10 protein-coding genes are annotated in these 13,543 nt (G+C 51.1%); all 10 read right to left on the reverse strand.

Annotated features, from left to right (window positions below):
• Nucleotides 1–6: 6 nt before the first annotated feature.
• Nucleotides 7–4,542, reverse strand: coding sequence for a T9SS type B sorting domain-containing protein (locus BLP55_RS00490; RefSeq protein ID WP_091140030.1), 4,536 nt, complete (start codon nucleotides 4,540–4,542; stop codon nucleotides 7–9).
• A 30-nt stretch (nucleotides 4,543–4,572) separates the two neighbouring features.
• Complete coding sequence (locus tag BLP55_RS00495; RefSeq protein WP_211516797.1) at nucleotides 4,573–6,825, reverse strand: T9SS type B sorting domain-containing protein; 2,253 nt, start codon at nucleotides 6,823–6,825, stop codon at nucleotides 4,573–4,575.
• 67 nt (nucleotides 6,826–6,892) lie between these two features.
• Nucleotides 6,893–7,732 carry an ABC transporter permease gene (locus BLP55_RS00500; protein WP_091140035.1) on the reverse strand — a complete coding sequence of 280 codons (840 nt, stop codon included), beginning with the start codon at nucleotides 7,730–7,732 and terminating at the stop codon, nucleotides 6,893–6,895.
• Nucleotides 7,732–8,631 (reverse strand): ABC transporter ATP-binding protein, encoded by a 900-nt coding sequence (locus BLP55_RS00505; protein WP_091140038.1) that lies wholly within the window; start codon nucleotides 8,629–8,631, stop codon nucleotides 7,732–7,734. Before BLP55_RS00505 ends, BLP55_RS00500 begins: the two co-directional genes overlap by 1 nt.
• Before the next feature lie 70 nt (nucleotides 8,632–8,701).
• On the reverse strand, nucleotides 8,702–8,941 hold the full coding sequence (locus BLP55_RS00510; protein WP_091140041.1) for a hypothetical protein: 240 nt from the start codon (nucleotides 8,939–8,941) through the stop codon (nucleotides 8,702–8,704).
• A 175-nt stretch (nucleotides 8,942–9,116) separates the two neighbouring features.
• Complete coding sequence (locus BLP55_RS00515) at nucleotides 9,117–10,175, reverse strand: nucleoid-associated protein (RefSeq protein WP_091140043.1); 1,059 nt, start codon at nucleotides 10,173–10,175, stop codon at nucleotides 9,117–9,119.
• A 56-nt stretch (nucleotides 10,176–10,231) separates the two neighbouring features.
• The gene (locus BLP55_RS00520; RefSeq protein ID WP_091140046.1) at nucleotides 10,232–10,777 is read right to left on the reverse strand and encodes an IS1096 element passenger TnpR family protein; all 546 of its coding nucleotides are present in this window, start codon (nucleotides 10,775–10,777) and stop codon (nucleotides 10,232–10,234) included.
• A gap of 312 nt (nucleotides 10,778–11,089) precedes the next feature.
• Nucleotides 11,090–11,701 (reverse strand): HPP family protein, encoded by a 612-nt coding sequence (locus tag BLP55_RS00525; protein ID WP_091140048.1) that lies wholly within the window; start codon nucleotides 11,699–11,701, stop codon nucleotides 11,090–11,092.
• Entirely contained in the window at nucleotides 11,701–12,951 is a 1,251-nt protein-coding gene (locus BLP55_RS00530) for a chloride channel protein (RefSeq protein ID WP_091140051.1), read from the reverse strand. Before BLP55_RS00530 ends, BLP55_RS00525 begins: the two co-directional genes overlap by 1 nt.
• A gap of 129 nt (nucleotides 12,952–13,080) precedes the next feature.
• Complete coding sequence (locus tag BLP55_RS00535; protein ID WP_091140053.1) at nucleotides 13,081–13,470, reverse strand: hypothetical protein; 390 nt, start codon at nucleotides 13,468–13,470, stop codon at nucleotides 13,081–13,083.
• Nucleotides 13,471–13,543 lie beyond the last annotated feature (73 nt).

Consider the following 13,543-nt stretch of genomic DNA (forward strand, 5'->3'; position numbering starts at 1 on the left):
TTGGTGTTATCGTTTTAGGGAGAAATGTCCTTTGGCCACACGTCCGTTTTCGAGTTCAATCGTGTACCAGTAATCGTCGGATGCCATCGGTTTTTGGTTGTAAGTACCGTCCCATCCGTCGCCGATAGGGCTGATTTGCTTGATCAATTTCCCGTAACGGTCAAAAATGTGAATGATCGCATTGCGTTCGCGGGAGGCATCGGCGCCGCGCAAGTTCCAGGTATCGTTGTAGCCGTCGCCGTTGGGCGTGAAATATTTCGGGATGCCCAACACGTTTACTTGGATCGGCCCCACAATGCCACAACCCTTGAGGTCCTTGATGTACACGTCATGGATGCCCGGCAAAACGTCGTTGAAAAATGGTGAGACCTGGAAAGTATCAGCATGGTCCAGTGCAAAGACATAATCGCCCGTGCCGCTTACATAAATCGAAATCGAATTGATATCGGCCAGATCGACCACCTCGATGTCATCGACCTGCGCCAAATCCGAGGAGGTAACCGTGATGGTTTGCGTACGGTGACAACCAAACAAACTCGTTACCTTGACCGTGTAAATGCCCGGGGCGTTGACCGCGAGGGTAGGTGTAGTTCCGCCCGGTACCGGATTGCCCGCAAACGTCCACAGGTAGGTGAACGTCGTAAGATCGGCTTCCTGTGGCAGGCCCGAGTCGAGTGTGATGAATTCTTCGTTGAGGTTCAAGCAAATCATGCGCTCGTCGGTCAAACGAATATCCGGAAGCGGTTCTACGACCAAGGTGATGTACGGGCCCAATCCAAAACACGCATTGTCGATGTCGCTTTCGATACGTACCCAGATTTGCTGGGTATCGGGGTATCCGATGTTGCGGTAATTTGTTAAATTGTTGATTTCAAGCGAATTGCCCGACGGGTCGGTTTCGGCCGCGGCATCGGCGCCGTTCCGGTAGTATTTGATGCTGTATCCCGAAGATGAAGGCAACAGCGCAAGAATGTCTGCGGTCACCGAACTAAAATCGAACGAAGCAATCCCGTCGCGGTCGTTGTTATTGGCGGTGTCGTTGCCGTTGGTGTCCAGAAAATCGTCGCATGTACGGAAGATTCTGTTCAATCCCGTAATGTTGGTGGCCGTGACGCGGATGTTCAGGCGCGCCACGCGATAGCATCCGTGAACCGTTTCGACGCGCACCCATACCGAGGTATCGCTTGTGTTGTAGGCCGTCGGCGAAGTTATTTGTTCCAAGGCGTTGGCGTTCGAAGCACCTGTTTCGCTGGTGTAATAGCGAAAAGTCAAGTTCGCGGCGTCGGCCGAGATGAACGACTCCTGTTGACGCAAGTTGACATCGGTGATGGCATTGGATACGCCGTCTTCGTCACACTGTACCAGGTCAATGGGCGAGTTGATTACCGGCAGTGGGTTTACCGTGAGCACGGCTTCGTCGCTAAACAATCCGCAGCCGTTCCCGATGCGGTCCAGACGAACGCGGTACCGCGACGCTTCCATGGCTGCGGTTGCGTCGTTGATTTGGAGCGTGGCCGAAGTGGCGCCCGAATATGTGGTATTATCAATGAGATTGACCCAAATACCGCCTTGCAGGGTTTGCCATTGGTAACTGTCCACCGGATCTGGATTCGGAACCACAGCCATCGTAGCATCGCCTGTATCACAAGTTGCCGTCGAAAGCGGTTGCGTGGCAATCGACAACGGTGCCGATACGATGTAGTTGTTGTTGATCGGCGGTAAATAATTGCCCACACCGGTCACCAATCCGCGGCTGTTCACCAGCGGCGTACCGACGCCCAGAATACCGTCGGCGTCAGGGTCTTGGAATCCGGCCTCGGTGACGTCGAAGCAACCGTCGGCATCGCTGTCTTGTTCAATGTAGTCGTTGCGGTTGTCGCCATCGGTATCCACGATCGAATAGGTCAAAATGCCCGAGTCGGGGAATGTTTCTATGTTGTCGGGAATCCCGTTGTTGCTGTGCGATCCGTCCACGGTACCCGAACCATTGGTGTCGGGAGCACCGCTACCGGATTCTATCAAATCATAAATACCGTCGTTGTCGCTGTCGAGGTCGAGATAGTCGAAAACGCCGTCGCCGTCGGTATCGATAGGGGTCAAGCCGCCGCCATACACATCGGCCAAACCGTCCTGGTTGGCGTCGGTAGTGGTGGGTGTTATGAAAGTGGTTCCTTGCGCCTCTACATTGTCGAGAATACCATCGTTGTCGCTATCGCCGTCGAGTTGGTCGGGCGTCGTGTCGCCGTCGCTGTCCTTGGGAACGCATTTGGCCTTAAGTGCAAAGGTAGCGTTTACCGGTACCAAATCGGAAAGGTTCTTGTGGACATAGGTGAGCGCGGTCGTGCGGTATACATGGAAACCAAAATTGCCGATGCCAAACGGCAAAAGCGATTGGTTCAATCTAAAGCGGATCTCGAACGACGAATACTTGGTGATGCCGCTCTCGTAAATGCCGTCATAATTGGTGTCGATGAGCAGTTGGTCGCCCGGATTGACCACCGTGATGGTTTTATCGGGTGTGGTTTTGAGGACGAATTCGGAATCTGAGCTCAGTTCAAAGCCAGGCGTTCCGGTCATGACATACTCGAGCGCCAGTGATACCGGTTGCGAAAAATTGATCTGTGTGGTGACCGAGTTACCCTTGCCCGCCGTTACGGTAGAAGAGAATTTACCCAATTCCGAATCACTTCCTGCAAACGCGTGGTTGGTTTGGTCCAAGCCTGCAAAAGTCACGGTTTGCGTGTGCGAATTGTTATAGGTTCCCACGGCAATGGGTGTGCTCGCTGGGCTCAGATCAACCCATACGTCGCCATGCGATTCGGTGCAGTTGGCGATGCCATCGTTGTCGTTGTCGCGGTCTATGTTGTCGTTTACGCCATCGCCATCAATGTCGGTCGGACACGAACTGATGGGTATTTCGTCCGAAATGAGCGTAGTCCCACACGCGGCTATCGTGGCCTTGACGTAGTAATAACCGGGTTGCGTGGGGTTGTAGTTCCCGGCAGTAGCGCCTGGAATCTCGGCGCCGTTAAAATACCACTGGAATACGTCAAAGGCCGTCAGCGTATTGACCGAAAGCGACACATTCGGGATGCAGCTTTGTTGGGTAAGGTCTACCGGAACAAACGAGATTTCGGGCTTGTAGGCAAAACCTGAATAGAATCCGCCAAACGTGGCCGCATCGTCCGATCCGTACGAAGCCAAATACAACTGCCCTGTAGAATAGACACCCACATTGCCCGTAAGCCCTGTGATGGTGTAGGTTTCGTAATCGGGGTTGCCTACCACGCTGGTTGGTCCATCCACAAACACACCGGGCAGGAAATTGAGCGCAAGCAACGAGTAATCGATGCCGTTGATGTTAAAGGTAAGTGTTGCGCCCACCTCGGTCACGAGCGTGACCCGGCCGATGAATGTTCGCGTGCCGATTTTGTCGATCAGCGGGATGTTGTCGATCACATGCGGGGTTTCGCAATTGAGCGGCGGAACGAAGAACATTTTCTGGTTGGCAAAATCGGGTCTGGAATTGTCGCCAACCGATTGGTAGGCAAATACCTTTTTCGAAGTTTGGATGTACAGGTTGCCGTTGGCATTGTAGTCGACGCCGTCGAGCTGGATGTACTCGCCTGCGTTGAGCATATACATGGGCGAGGGAATCCCGTTGAGAAACACCTCGGTGTTGTCCTCATGCGCCACAAGCAGGATGCGTTCGGTGACCGGTTGCCCAGTACTTTTGATGAAAATGTATTCGGTGCCCGTTCGTTCGACCGATACGATTTGATCGAAACCCAAATCGAGGTTGGTGTTGGCGTTGCTCCCGGCAAACGATCCGCAATTGACGGCAATCGGTTTGTCTGAAACGACCATCGATCCGATGAGCCCGTCGCGGTTGGCATCGAGCGGTCCTTCTACAGCCATCACAAAACTTTCGCCCGCATTGAGCGTGACCCAGGAAGGCGTGCTTCCGGCGGCCGCGTTGTTGATGAGCTCTACGCCGGGGCCGATGTTCTCAAACTGAACAAGGGTGTTGTTCTCGGTCGCCAAAACCGATACAAAGGTATAGTGGTTGGTACCATACGAAGCGAAATCGACATCGATGTTGTTCAAACTGCCGATGCGGAACGTCGTACCCAAAGCGGCCAATCCTTTCGATACCAAACCGCCGGCATGGTTGCCGTTTCCTGCAATCAGCCTGACCGATACATAGACCATGTCTTCGGCTTCGACAATATACCCTTTGTCCGATCGGATGCTGCTGACCTGGGTTCTGCTGGTGTGTAACTGTGTTCCTGTGCCCGAACCGATGTTGTGGACATAAGGCGTGCTTTTGGATACCGTTCCCAAAATGGTGGTGCCGCCCAACTGAATGATCTTGAAATTGACCGGATTGACGTTGGGTGTCGAGATGTACAAGAATTGCTCTTGCGCCCTCGAAGCGGGATTGTCCGACCCTGATACCGGAGGGATATAGTGTGTCTTGCTGAATTGCGCCGAACCAGTGACAAAAACGAGCAAGAAACACAACAGGGTAAGTCTTTTCATCGGTTAAAAGTAGGGAATAAATCACAATAACTACCGCACGAGCGAAAAATGTCCTTTGACGTTCCGACCGTTTTCGAGCGTGATGACAAACCAGTAATCGCTTGAAGGCAAGTCTTTTGAGTGGAATTTGCCGTCCCAGCCTCTGGCATCGCCGTTAAAACGCGTGATCAATTTACCATACCGGTCGAAGATGCTGACGGTGGTGTTGGGTTGCGTTCTCAAGCTCGACACGGTCCAAAAATCGTTGATACCGTCGCCATTGGGCGTAAAAAACCGAGGGAAATTGAACACGCTGATTTTCTTGCTCGTCGCGCCACATCCGAATTTATCGCGCACCACGACGGTGTATTCTCCCGCCGCGACACCCGAAAAATAAGGGCTGTCTTGAAAATGTACGCCGTCGAGCGAAAATTCGTAATTGCCCGTACCCGTATACTGGATCAAAACCGTGTTGTCGCCAGGGGTCATGTCCTCGATCTCGACGTTGGTAATCAGGGGCGCGTCGGGAACCGTGACGATGAACGTCTTGGTGGCCGTACAATCGTTTTCCATGACCGTGATCGTGTAGATGCCCGCTTCGGTTACTGTTGTCGATGCGGTGGTCCCGCCATTGCTCCAGGTGTAGGATTCATAGATGTCGTTCACATCGAGCTTGACCGATTCGCCCGCGCAAATAGAAATGTGTGCATCTTCAAAATCGGGTGGTGCGAGCGTGTTGACCACGAGTTCGACCGCGATGATGTCATGGCAATCGGGGCCGTTGATGATTTTGGCAAAAATGGTCTGGTCGTTCTGGACCGTATTGTAGTATACATTGGGCAACACATTTTCGGGATGCAGCAACGCGTCCTGGACGGTTTCGTAATATTCGACCACCAATCCCGGCGGCAAACCGTCGAGCACCTGCGGGTCGGCATCGCTGAGCGTGAAATGATAAAAGCCGTCCTGTACGGGATCGGGATCATGGTCGCACGTTTCGAGCAACGGATAGTTGTACACCGAATGCCCGCTTATTTGAAGCGTTACGGTTGTCACGCCAACACAGCCGTAGATGCTCACCACGCGCGCATAAATGGTTTTGGGGATGCTGAGGTAGTTGGTCGCGTTGGTGATCCAATTGACGCCCAATTGCGCATCGCCGTTGGTTTCATAAAAAGTAACGTTAACCAGATCAGGGTCGCCGCCGGTCAGCAAATCGATTGCGCGCTCCAGGTTGAAAAACGTGTTGCCGTTGTCGTCTTCGTCGCATTGTACCAACGTGGCAGGCGCGGGTGTGGGTAGCGGCGCGTATTCGACGGTCACTTCACCTGTGATAACGCAACTTGTTGAACCCATGGTAATTTCGACACGGTAATCGCCCGGCGTATTCCCGACAAAAACCGAACTGAACGCACCCGGCACCTGTACATTGTTACGGAACCATTTGTAGGTGTTTGTTCCAGGCTCATTGGCGGTCAAAGTAAAAGTACCGCCTGCACAAACCGCATTGTCTGTGGCAAGCAAGAGGTCCGGACCCAGGTCGACATCGGCTTGAAAACTGCCGCCCGAAAGGAATATCGCCGAATCGTAACGGATGTTTTCATGATCGGCGATGACAATTTTGATGTGGTAGCTGTTGCCGGGAACGACGGTCGCCTGTGCGGTCATCGGCACGGTTTGTCCATTGAAATTGGTCGGGTGGTTGGTGCCGTTGAACGCGTCGAAATACAGTTCATTCTGCGCCGGACATCCACCAGAACCAGGGATTTCAGGGTGTACCGACGTCACCAGCACCGGAGTAGTCGTATTGGGGATCAACGCCAAATTTTGGTAAGGTCCCGGGCTGCCTGCTTCCTTGAGCAAAAACGCAAACCCGTCAGAATAGGTACACGTTGCGGTGCCATGGTATTCTTCGGACGAAAAAATGTAGTCGAAACTGATGTGGCTTGAATACGGAATGAAATCAAACTCGAGAACCGTAGCATTGACCGTATTGTTGATGCCAAGCGCCTGTTCCAAATCGGTGTCGCCGCCCCACGAATTCGATCCTTCGTCGATGAGGTTGTTGTTTGGGCCTTCGGTCCTTGTGGCGCGCGAGGTGGCAAGCACAATACCGTTGGCAAACGGAAAGCTGCTCGTGCCGGCGCTGAAGTACCCAAAACTTTGTTGTCCGGCGCTGAATGTATCGCCGCTGACGGTCATGTTGGCCGCATTGGAACATGGGTCGCCACTGAGCAAGGTAGAAACGAGCTGCGCGGCGGTGTAGGTGTCATCAACCTGGATGTATTGGGCTTTGGCGCCCAACGAAACGCAGGTTAATACGAGTGAGAAAAGGGTGGTCCTGAGTGTATTCATAGCATCGGCGAAGATACTATAAATCCCTTTTCTGTAATAATTTAAACGATGTGATGAAGAAAAAAACCGTCCAAATGACAACGACAGAAATTTCGTACCAGTGCACGCTGTAATCTTTTGGGGCGGCACCCGCGTTGACCTGGTTTTCGATGGCCTTGTACGCCTGGAATTTCGTGATGGGTTCCTTGATCAAATTGGCCATCGATTCGAGTGGAAAAAAGTCGACGATACGCGCCGAAACTTCAGTGCTGCCGATGATTTTGGGTAAAATCAAATGTTGCAGCATCCCTTCGAAAACCCACCAGATGAACAAAAAACCGAGCGCAAAAGCCGACCGTTTGACCAGGATCGCCAGAAAAATGCAAAACGAGAAAAAACACACATGTTTGACAAAATAGGCGATAAGATAATCGAGGTCCGAGAAAATGATGCCCGGCTCGTTGTACGACGAAAAACAAAGCCCCAACACCAACGAAAGCGCGAACACAAAAACCGTCGAAACGAGCGAGAAGACAATGACGGTAAGGAATTTAGATTGCAAAAATTCTTTCTTGCTGAGCCCGTCGATGAGGTTTTGCTTGAGCGTCCCGTAGCTGTATTCGTTCGAGACCATCGACACGACAACAATCGCCAGAAACAGCTTGGCCCAATCGGCGAGCCAGGTGTTGAAATGCCAGATGTACGGAAAGTTGAAGATGCCTTGGTCGGCGATGCGGATCTGGATGCCAAGGACGTCGAATTTGATCGACGCAATCAGCGCCAAAAACGACAACAGTACAAAGTAACTGATCGTGAGCACGCGGCTGGCTTTATTTTTCCAGGCTTTTTGCAATTCAATGGCGAGTAGTCTTTTCATCAGGCGAGCGTTTTGGTGATTTCAAGGAATTGCTCTTCGAGGCTGTTGCGTCTGAAATTCAAATGCGAAAGCACAATTTGTTGCTCGAACAGCCAGCGGTTGAGTTCGTGGGCTTCGAGCGGTGCCTTGAGATAAACGAGTACTTTGCCGTTTTCGAGCTGGGTTTTCTCTACCGAACGGTGCTGTTGCAATACCGTGACCAATCGTTGCAAATCGTCCGATTGCAGTTCAAAGAAACCTTGTTTAGACGACATCCCGTCTACCGCGCCGCTGTACAACACCTCGCCCTTGCGCAAAACCATCACGTGCGAACATACTTTTTCGACCTCGTCGAGCAGGTGCGAGGCCAGCAAGATGGTCGTGCCCTGCGCGGCGATTTGTTTGATGATGTCGCGTATTTGGTGGATGCCTTGCGGGTCAAGCCCGTTCGTGGGTTCGTCAAGGATCAGGATTTCGGGGTCGTTGAGCAGCGCCGAAGCGATCGCGAGCCGCTGTTTCATCCCGAGCGAAAAGGTGCGGAATTTGCTGTTCCGGCGGTCGTAAAGCCCTACGAGTTCTAGTTTTTCGGTTACTTTTGAATAAGGGGTTCCTTTGATTTTGCACACCAGCCTGAGGTTTTCCTCGGCCGTCATGTAAGGGTAAAAGTTCGGCCGTTCGATGATGGCGCCCACTTTCTTAAGGGCTTCGTGCGTTTCGAGTTTGCCGCCGAACCACGCATAATCGCCCGAGGTCTTGTTGACCACGTTCAGGATGATGCCCAACGTAGTCGATTTGCCGCTGCCATTGGGTCCCAAAAGCCCGTAAACATTGCCTTTTTTGATCTCAAGCGATACATTCTTGACCGCGTGCAACGGGCCGAATCGCTTGTTGAGGTTGCTGATAGAAAGTATGGTTTCCAAATCCCGTTCGTTTTGATTTCGGTTTTAAACGAACAAGGTAAGGAATTGTTACGGCAATTTTCAAAAAAAGTCAAACGTGCGAATGCCTGCGCTGGTAAAGGCTTACGAGCGCCTCGTTGATCTCGCGGTGTTCCTGCGTCAACGAAATTTTGTGTCCGTGAAGGTCGTTGGTGACCTGCATGTGGCAACAGGTACATTCGAATTCCTTAAAATGCTCGGTGATGGTTTTGGTGGTCACGAACTTGTGTCCAAAAAGTGAACATAACAATCGGCCGCGCAACGAGTTTTCTTTGTAGATGACTGATTTCATGTGATTTGGATTTAACTGCGTTCAGTTGGGCCTATGGCCTCGGTAACAAACGTATGTAATTTTATCGCTGTACAACCAAAATAGTCGATGAAATACACTTTTTAGTCAAAAAAATAAGTTTATACATACAAAAAAAGCCTCTCGATTGAGAAGCTTTTCTTTGGTGCTTAATGGGTTATGATTTCTGCTCCTTGTTGAAGTAGACCAGGTAGTAATACATCTGCTTTTCCTCGTCCCAGCCTTTCTCGACAAATTTCTCGGCGCTTTCGGGGTTGATGAAATCCATCTTGATCTGGATGTTCGTATCAAGGTTGATCACATTGCGGATCGATTTGCGCGCATCGGTCACCGCGGCATTCGCAATCGGGAATGTGGTCACGTCTTCGATGCTGTATTTTTGTCCCTTGTCGACTTTGTAGTTCTTGAACTCGGGAATCAGGTCGGGGTTGTCCAGCACTTCGTTGAGGAAATTCGTCTCCTCGAACTGGTCGTTCTTGGCAAAATAATTCACCGAACGGTTCATGAACATCACTTCTTCTTTTTTGTCTTCGGCGGGCAACACCACGTCTTTCGCGAATCCTTGGCAGAATTTGAGGTATTTTTTGGTGATGAAATTCTCGTCCTCAAACGCATCGACCGACAAGAAATGCTCGAGCCAGTATCTTGCATCGTACCGGTTGCTGTCTACGGTCAAAATTTTATAACCTTCTTCTTTTTTGTGGTTGAAAATCAAACAGCCCTTGTCCAGTTTGTTGAGGTTGATGCCGTGCTGCAGGATCATCTCGAGTGTCGTGCCGCGTTCTTCAAACTGCAAAAAGTCGGATTGAAGTTCGCTTTTGAAAATACCTACCGCGTCGACCACCTGGTTGTCGATGTTAAGGTTGGTCAGATAGGCCACATACACCTCGCCGTTCTTGATGTGCGGATGGTTCGACTGCTCGAACAGGTGCTTGGTGATTTTTTTCGACACCTCATGGCTGTTCGAAGGATTCGTGAAAATCTCGGTCGCCAGGTTGTACATTTCGTTGTATTCCAAATCGACTTCGTGCGCAAACTGGTAGTAGTTCTCTTCTTTTTCGCGGAACGGTTTGAGGAAAAACTCCTTGATCAGCGGCGCAATCTCGTCGTTCATGCTGAACGGTTGCCCCGAAAGGAAAATGGCTTCGTTGCGGCTTTTGTTCCCCACGCGGTGGATGGAGAGCGTTTCGATGTGGGTGTTGTATAAATTAATCATATAGTAGGTGGTCGGCCCAAGCCAATAAATAATGACAATAAAAAATAATCAATAAATCAGTTCCAGTTCTCCTCAAACCCGTAATCCTCGAAATTCTCTCCGCCTTCGTCAAACATGTCAAGGTCGTCTTCATCAAGGTCGTCTTCGAATTCACCGTAAATGTCGTCGCGCATTTCCTCCGATTCAAACGATTTATCGCCCGCATGCGCTGGCATTTGTCCGTGGCTGAAGAGCAAATCGGGATAGCTTTGTCCGGCTTCGGGTTCTTCGATCGCGGCCAGTTCGACCAAAAACGTCCACATGTTCATGAAATCGTACACATAGATGATCTTGGTGTTGTCCTGATCGAGCAGTTCCGATAGTTGGTAGTCGGCCATGATTTTTTGCTCGCCCGGATTGTCGCCCGTATCAAACAACGAAATCTCTTCGTCCTGGTTCCATTTGTCGTCGCAGGTATAGAACGATGCAAGTTCGCTACCGTCAAAACCGAACGCGTTGACGATGGTGTTGTGAAAATCCTCCAAAGAATCGTCTTCCTGGATGGCGATGTCCCTAAAAACATCGTCTTCGGTGTCGAGAATCACCCTGAATTTGTAAATCATGACCGTATTATTTTGTGGATTGCAAAGGTAAAATTAATATCGGTTTTGCGCGCAAAAAGAAATCAACAATATTGCTTTTCACGACGGTAATTTTTGTCATCGGCCGAATTCTGCTTCTGGGCCCGCAAAAAGGCAGTTTTTCTGCACTGGGGGTATCGGCCAAAACCGTATTTTGGTAGCCGTGAAGGGGAGGGGGCATGAAGGTTTCCCTCTAAGAAATCGCCACGGGATTTCGATACAGAAATACTGTACATTTTGTTAAATCTTCAGCCATGAAAGGTTTGCGGATGGATTCGACTTTGCGAACTTGTTTCAATCCACAGGAGTTCCCGATTTAAAATAGCCATGGATACGGTTCCGGATCTTGTGGTATTTTTTGTGGTTCGGATAATGGCGTTTGGTTGTCAGGTTGTTGAACACTAGGGCTACGGCCAGCAAAATCAAACAGCCTGTAAGCACCGGCGAAAACACATACCAATAGCCCAAGTTTTTGATTTCGGCCGATCCGGTCACCGCAATCAACGCCGTCGCGCCACCCGGCGGATGCAACGTCTTGGTGATTTGCATCAGCACGATGGACGACGAAACGGCCAGCGGTGCGGTAAGCCAAACCACATCGGGAACCAGTTGCAACACGGTAACGCCCGCCAGGGCCGACACCAAGTGGCCGCCGATCAAGTTGCGCGGTTGCGCGAGCGGACTCTGGATCACACCATATACGAGCACGCTCGACGCGCCAAACGACCCGATCAAAAATACCACATCCGAATGTGGCAATTGACGCGACTGCAAATAGGCAATGATCCCGATGCCGACAAATGAACCCACGAACGCCCAAAAATTCTCGGTAAAATCGACCAACGTCTCCCGGTAAAGGATGTAGCGGGTTTTGCGGTAGCTGCGTTTGATTTTTTCGACTGGCATTATCTAATGGTTTGCGGGATGCTGTATACGGTAAAAGGAAAAATCCACTTGGCGACGAATTTCGAAACCAAACAAATCGTCAAGATAGGAAAAAACAGCGTGTAGTCGTTGGTCAATCCGCACACCAAGAACAAGGCCGTAAAAGGCGCGTGGATGCTCGCGCTAAGCACGGCGGCCATGCCTATGACCATAAAGTTCAACGGAATTACATGGGCGTCCAAAAATGTATTGAGCACCGTGGCCAGTCCAAATCCGAGGAATGCGCCAAGGAACAAGCTGGGCGCAAACACGCCACCATCGCCACCTGCGGCCAAAGTTACCGACGTCAGCAAAGGTTTCAGTACAATCACCGCAACGGTAGCCAGCGCCAACGTTGGTGTCCACGCAATCGGTTTCTCGGGGAACAGCAGGGCAGTGACCGCATGGTATCCGTCGCCGTACAGCTGCGGCAACAATAACAGAGCAGCACTCAGCAAACCGGCGCCAAGCAAAACGCGCAGGGTTTGCGTTGGGATTTTCGCGAAGGTCGATTTCAAAAACAACACGCTTTTGGTCAAATAAACCGAGTGCAGCGCGGCCAGCACACCCAGCACCAAAAACCATGGTACCGCATGCCAATGCCATATTGAAATGTCGAGCGCAAACAAAGGTGTTTCCTGCAACAACCACGTCATGCCGAAAGCCACCGCTACGGCCAAGAGCGTCGTCAGAAAGAACAATTTTGAAGGCTTCTTGGCGATCACTTCAAGCGCAAAAAGCAATCCGGCCGCCGGACTGTTGAACAGCGCCGCGACACCTGCGGCCACACCTGCTGAAATCAGCTCGGTTTTGTAAAGCCGAAAAATGCTTTGTTTTTGTTGTGCGACCGAACCTATGGCCGCCGAGGCCACCACCGTCGATACCTCGATGCCCGTAGAGCCGCCAAAAATAACGGTCAAGAATCCGTTTACAAAATGCGACGGGACTTTGTAGGCAGGCATGTTCCTGCCCGTTCGGATGCTGTCATAAATCTCGCGGATGCCCTTGTTGGCTTTTCCCTTGAACAGGTAAGTCCTGAGAAAATAAATGGTCGATAATCCCAAGACCGGGAACAGCAACAAATAGAATCGGTTGGTCTCGGTGAGCGCGAACAAGATGTCTTCGTAGTGTTCGGTCAGGTGTTTGAGCGCGAGCGCCAGCAACGCCGACAAATAGCCGATCAGCAGCGACGCGACGGCCAATTTACCCACAATCTGTTTCCGGTAAGCCATCAAATTGGATTGGAATTCGGCTGCAAAAATACGCAAACGATTCGCGAACCCCAGCCGCTATCGCCAATTTTATGATTTAGTTAACCCCGATACGTCATCAAAAAAAACAACCGATGGTTGGGCTTTCGGTCAATGTTTTTCTCCGGTGCACAGCCCGACGATTTCATGGAAGATGTCGTGTGCCTGGCTGAGCGCCTTGGTGATTTCGGCGTCCGAGGCCTTGCTGGTCACCAGTTTGTGGATGGCCTTGGTCTTGAGTTGCAGTTTTTCGGCCGAATTGAGGATCGCATTGGTCCTGAAGTCGGCGGGAACGTCCGATTTGAGCAACGCGGCCGACTTGTGCATCAATTCTTCCGACCGGGTCTTGATCGGCTCTAGGTTGCCTTCCTCGGCCGGATGGAAGGTTTGCGACATTACGGTGTGCAGGTCTTTGAGCGCGGGCCATTTGTCCATCGATTGCGCCGACGCCGCCCCTGCGAAAAGCAACAAGGCGACAATTGCAAAAAAATTGGTTTTCATACGTGTTGTTTTTAGTTGTATTGAGAAGTTAAAGCGATTTGCCCTGAACGATCCGCCGTCAGAACCCATCGCC

Origin of the sequence: Flavobacterium caeni, from assembly GCF_900101895.1 — a bacterium.
Classification (GTDB): Bacteria; Bacteroidota; Bacteroidia; order Flavobacteriales; family Flavobacteriaceae; genus Flavobacterium; species Flavobacterium caeni.